Source organism: Nocardia aurea (assembly GCF_003123685.1).
Taxonomy (GTDB): Bacteria; Actinomycetota; Actinomycetes; order Mycobacteriales; family Mycobacteriaceae; genus Nocardia; species Nocardia aurea.
On the sequence record NZ_QCYJ01000078.1, the window covers coordinates 1 to 4,990 of the forward strand.

Genomic DNA, 4,990 nt, shown 5'->3' on the forward strand with positions numbered 1-4,990 from the left:
GGCCGGATGGCGGAAGGCCGGGGCGTCGCATGGACGCCCCGGCCTGACCGCGCCGGACGGAAAGCCGCACGGAAGCCGGACGGAAAGCCGGGCGGCGCGGTCGTACTCACCCGGTCGTGGCCTGTGACGTCAGCCGCGGGCGGGGAGGTTGTACGTGTAGCCGGGCAGGCCCGGAATCGGACCAGGCATCGGGCGGACCTGGGCGCTCTGGGCCGCGGCCTCGCCCGGCGGCACGGCCGGGCACCTGGCGCCCTGGGCCGGCGTGGCGAGCGAGATCAGATAGCCGTCGATCGCCTGGGTCGGGCAGTCGCCCCGGCCGTAGATGCCGTGCCCCCATCCCTCGTAGGTGAGCAGCCTGGCCTCGCGGCCGATCTGCCGGGCCGCGTTGACCGCCCACGGGTAGCCGGTGGCCGGGTCGTGCAGGGCGTTGCCGAGCAGCAGCGTCGGTGTGCCGTCCACGCGGAGCCGGTGCTGCGGGTTGGGGATCGGGGTCGGCTGCCCGAGGCAGGCCAGTGTCAGAGAGTGCGCCGGCGGGCTGACCAGCATGTCCGGCGCGATGGCGGCCGACCTGCGCAGCAGTCCGGCGTACTCGCGGTAGTCACGGACGGGCAGCAGGTAGTCTTGGCAGAAGACTTGGCTCGGGTCGTTGATGACCTGTGGCGGGTCGTCGGCCGGTGGCGCGACGAGGGGCCGCGCCGTCCCCGAGCCGCTTTCCAGCGCGCGCAGGAACTGGGCCAGTTGACTGAACGCGGGGCCGTAGAACGCGCCGAACGCCTGCGAGATGAGCGCCATCCTGGACAGCTTGACGTCGGGCTCCCCCGGGTAGGTCAGCTCGCCTCGTTCGGCCCGCGCCAGCAGTCCTCTCCACACGGCCTTGACGTCCTTGCCGTGCAGGGCGCATGCGGCGGTGCGGTCGCACCAGGCGGCGAACTCGTTGAAGGAGTCCTGAGCCGTCCACGACTCGGTGTCCAGGAACCCCTTCGTGCCGAGGCTGTGGTCCATGTTGCTGTCGAGCGTCAGGGCCCGGACGCGCCGTGGGTAGCGCTCGGCGTACAGCTGCCCGATGAGCGTGCCGTACGAGACGCCGTAGTAGGTGAGCTTGTCGTCGCCGAGCGCGGCGCGCAGGGCGTCGAGGTCGCGCACGACGCTGCCCGTGTCGACGTGGTCGAACAGGGGGCCGGTGCGTGCCCTGCAGTCGCGCCGGTACTCGGCGTTGTGGGCGAGGATCGCGTCGAACTCGGCCTGGCTCTTGAGCGACAGCGCGTCAGGGAGAGGCCGGTTGGCCAGTTCGAGCGAGCACAGGATGGGGTGGCTGCGCTCCACGCCGCGCGGGTCGAATCCGACGACGTCGAAGCGCCGGGTGATCTCCGGCGTGAAGGGGATCCAGTTCCCCAGGACGGCGGACACCCCGGAGCCGCCCGGCCCGCCGGGGTTGATCACCAGGGAGCCGATCCGGGCGGCGGGGTCGGTCGCCTTGCGCCGGGCCAGCGCCAGCTCGAACGTCTCCCCGCCGGGCTTGCTCCAGTCGACGGGCACGGTGAGCTTGCCGCACTCGGCGGTCTGGTCCTCCTCGCAGGGCGCCCAGGAGATGGCGGGGGCACGGGCGGCGCCCTCGGGCTCCGCCGGGCTCGCCGCGGCCGGAGCCACGGGCAGCAGAGGGACGGCTAAGGAGAGCAGCAGGGTGGGTATCAGGACATGTCTGCGCACATCGAGTCCAATCGTCGGGTACTTGATCATCAACCAGATCTCCCGACAACGTCATCAGACTCCAGTATGAAAGTCGTGTCATACCCAGGTCTTACGACCGGCCTGCCGGAGATCAGCTGAGCAGGTCAGCCATCCAGCTCTCCACCTCGTCCGGGTGGCGCGGGAGCGCGGAGGACATCATGCGGGCCCCGTCCTTCGTGATCACCAGGTCGTCCTCGATGCGCACGCCCAGCCCCCGGAACTCCTCCGGCAGCGTGAGATCGTCCGGCTGCAGGTAGAGGCCGGGTTCGACGGTCAGCACCTGGCCCTCCTCCAGCACCCCGTCGAGGTAGGCCTCGGCGCGGGAGCGGGCGCAGTCGTGCACGTCGAGTCCGAGCATGTGGCCGCTGCTGCACAGCGTGTAGCGGCGGTAGACGCCCGTCTCCATGAGCGCGTCGGGGGAGGCCTTCAGCAGGCCCCACTCGTGCAGGCCCTCGCAGATCACCCGCATCGCCGCCCGGTGGAAGTCGCGGAAGCGGGCGCCCGGCCTGAGCGTCGCGATCGCGGCGGTCTGCGCCTCGTACACCAGCTCGTACACCTGCCGCTGCACCGGCCCGAACCGGCCGGACAGCGGCATCGTCCGCGTGACGTCCGCCGTGTAGAGCGTGTCGGTCTCGACGCCCGCGTCCAGCAGCAGCAGGTCTCCCGGGCGCAGCCCGCCGTCGTTGCGGATCCAGTGGAGCACGCACGCGTGAGCGCCGGAGGCCACGATGCTGTCGTAGCCGACGGTGTTGCCCTCCAGCCGCGAGCGCAGCCCGAACACGCCCTCCAGGTGGCGCTCGCCGCGCGGGTGCCCCAGCGCCGCGGGCAGGGCGCGCACCACGTCCTCGAAACCGCGCACCGTCGAGTCGACCGCCGACTGCAGCTCGCCGATCTCCCACTCGTCCTTCACCAGCCGCGTCTCCGACAGGAAGCACTCCAGCTCCGCGTCGCCCTCACCCGCGGCGACCATGGCGTCCACCCGTGCGTCCACGCCGCGCAGCACCCGGGCCGGGCCCTTCACGTCAAGGTCGCGGATGTGCGCGCACTCCACCTGGTACAGCTCGGCCGCCTCGGCCAGGTCGGGCCTGCGGCCCACCCAGAACTCGCCGTAGCGGCGGTCGCGGTAGAACTCCTCGCCCTCCTGGCGCGGGGAGCGCGGCCTGAGGTACAGCCTCGCCTCGCCGGACGGCTCGACGACCAGCACGTCGTCGGGCTCGCCCGCCCCCGTCAGGTAGGAGTGGGCGCTGTGCGGCCGGAACGGGTAGTCCCAGTCGTTGCTGCGCACCTTGAGCGTGCCCGCCGGGACGACGAGCCGCTCGCCCGGGAAGCGCGCCGCCAGCGCGGCGCGGCGCTTGGCCGCCCACGGCGCGACCGGCAGCGCCGACACGCCGGCGCGCCGCGTGTCGGCCCAGCCCGTCCGCATGAACGCGGCCAGCTCGTCGGTGATGGGCAGATCGTGGCTTCCGGTGTTGAGCCGCTCGGTCATCGTGGCGCGTCCTGGTGGCTGAGTCGGCGCGCCCCTCACGTGGAGCGCGGGGGGCGCGTGCTCGCACGGGGCGCCGCACGAGGCGGGTCGGTACGGCAAGCAGCCTACGCCGGACGCTTGACGCCCTGCCCACCCGGTTGCTTGCCTGTAAGGCACCGAGTGGAGCGCATGGCCGAGACGCGCCGCGGGTAACTGAGAGCCGAGGTGGTGCAGATGCTCATCGGGACGATTCTCCGTAAAAAGGGCACTGAAGTGACGACCGTGTCGCCCGAGGCGACAGTGCGGGAACTGCTGGCCAAGCTGGCCCAGCACAACATCGGGGCCGTCGTCGTCTCCTCCGACGGCGCGACGATCACCGGTATCGTGTCCGAGCGCGACGTGGTGCGTCACCTGCACGACCACGGCGCCGAGGTGCTCGACCAGCCCGTGTCCACGATCATGACGCCCGATGTCCGGACCGTCGGCCTGGGCGACCGGGTCGACGAGCTGCGCAAGATCATGACCACCCACCGGGTGCGCCACATGCCCGTGGTGGAGGACGGCCGGCTGGTGGGCATCGTGAGCATCGGCGACGTGGTAAAGAGCGCCATCGAGGAACTGGAGACGGAGAAGGCGTCGCTGGTCGACTACCTGCACCGTTGACACGGGTGGGACGCTGGTCGGGTGATTTACGGACCTCCACCCGAATATCCTCGGGCGACCCGCAGTCCGACGATCATCCTGCTCGTCTCCGGGCTGGCGGGGGTGCTGGGGTTCCTGCTGGGGTTCGTGACGGGCTACGGCTCGGGTGAGCCGGCCGCCGCGCCCGCGCCCCGCGTCACGGTGACGGTCGACGAGCCGGCCGAGCCGGACCCCTCCCGGACGGCCGGTTCCCCCACCGGCATGGCACCGGCCACCAACGGCCCCGCCACCGGTGGCCCCATCACGAACGGCCCCACCACGAACGGCCCCGCCACCGCCGCGCCCGGCGGCTCCGCGCCCGCGACCACCGCGCCTTTCAGCGGCGCCACCGCTCCCACGGGCGCTCCCGCAGCAGCTCCCACTGGAGCCGCCGCCGCGCACCGCACCCTGGTGGTCGGCGTCGACATCCAGCCGGGCACCTACCGCACCACCGGACCCGCCACGGGCCTTCCGGCGTGCTACTGGGCCAGGCTCAGGAGCACCAGCCCGCGGCCCGCCGACGTCATCGCGGCCGACATGCCCAAGGGGCCCGCCACCATCACCATCGCACCGACCGACAAGGCCTTCCAGACCAGCGGCTGCGCCGACTGGATCAAGGTCTGAGGCATGTTTGGCGCTGGGCATCACCGTAGGAGGACACCACCAGCCCGCTGAGGAGGATGACATGTCGGTGCTGCGGAGCCTCGTCCAGAGCGTGCGCGACGGCGCGATCGAGGTGATCGACCTGACCGCGCCCCTGTCCTCCGGGACCCCGATCCTCCGCCTGCCCGAGCCGTTCGGCAACACGATCCCGTTCCGCCTGGAGGAGATCAGCCGCTACGACGACCGCGGCCCGGCCTGGTACTGGAACGACATCCACACGGGCGAGCACACCGGGACCCACTTCGACGCCCCCGTCCACTGGGTGACCGCCCGCGATGGCCAGGACGTCTCCCAGGTGCCGCCCAGCAGCCTGCTCGCTCCGGCCGTCGTCCTGGACTTCGCCGCCGAGGCGGGCAAGGACCCCGACTTCCTGCTCCGGGTCGACCACGTCAAGGAGTGGGAACGGGCGCACGGCCCGCTGCCCGACGGCGGCTGGCTGCTCTACCGCACCGG

At 72.1% G+C, this 4,990-nt stretch carries 5 protein-coding genes; 3 read left to right on the forward strand and 2 right to left on the reverse strand.

Annotated elements, in window-relative coordinates:
• Positions 1–129 precede the first annotated feature (129 nt).
• Positions 130–1,737, reverse strand: a complete 1,608-nt coding sequence (locus DAT37_RS13070; RefSeq protein WP_109525014.1) for an alpha/beta hydrolase — start codon at positions 1,735–1,737, stop codon at positions 130–132.
• Positions 1,738–1,819: 82 nt separating this feature from the next.
• On the reverse strand, positions 1,820–3,214 hold the full coding sequence (locus DAT37_RS13075) for an aminopeptidase P family protein (protein WP_109525015.1): 1,395 nt from the start codon (positions 3,212–3,214) through the stop codon (positions 1,820–1,822).
• Between the two features lie 213 nt (positions 3,215–3,427).
• Between DAT37_RS13075 and DAT37_RS13080 the strand changes: the two genes are divergently transcribed.
• The 3 genes from DAT37_RS13080 to DAT37_RS13090 all read left to right on the forward strand — a co-directional run.
• Complete coding sequence (locus DAT37_RS13080; RefSeq protein WP_109525017.1) at positions 3,428–3,856, forward strand: CBS domain-containing protein; 429 nt, start codon at positions 3,428–3,430, stop codon at positions 3,854–3,856.
• 21 nt (positions 3,857–3,877) lie between these two features.
• On the forward strand, positions 3,878–4,498 hold the full coding sequence (locus DAT37_RS13085; protein WP_109525016.1) for a hypothetical protein: 621 nt from the start codon (positions 3,878–3,880) through the stop codon (positions 4,496–4,498).
• 61 nt (positions 4,499–4,559) lie between these two features.
• A partial coding sequence (locus DAT37_RS13090) for a cyclase family protein (RefSeq protein ID WP_198654256.1) occupies positions 4,560–4,990 on the forward strand: 431 nt, incomplete at its 3' end.

Bases quoted from the DNA above. Each gene is read 5' to 3' on its own strand.
- DAT37_RS13070 (WP_109525014.1), bottom strand. From the start codon at position 1,737: ATGATCAAGTACCCGACGATTGGACTCGATGTGCGCAGACATGTCCTG.
- DAT37_RS13080 (WP_109525017.1), top strand. From the start codon at position 3,428: ATGCTCATCGGGACGATTCTCCGTAAAAAGGGCACTGAAGTGACGACC.
- DAT37_RS13075 (WP_109525015.1), bottom strand. From the start codon at position 3,214: ATGACCGAGCGGCTCAACACCGGAAGCCACGATCTGCCCATCACCGAC.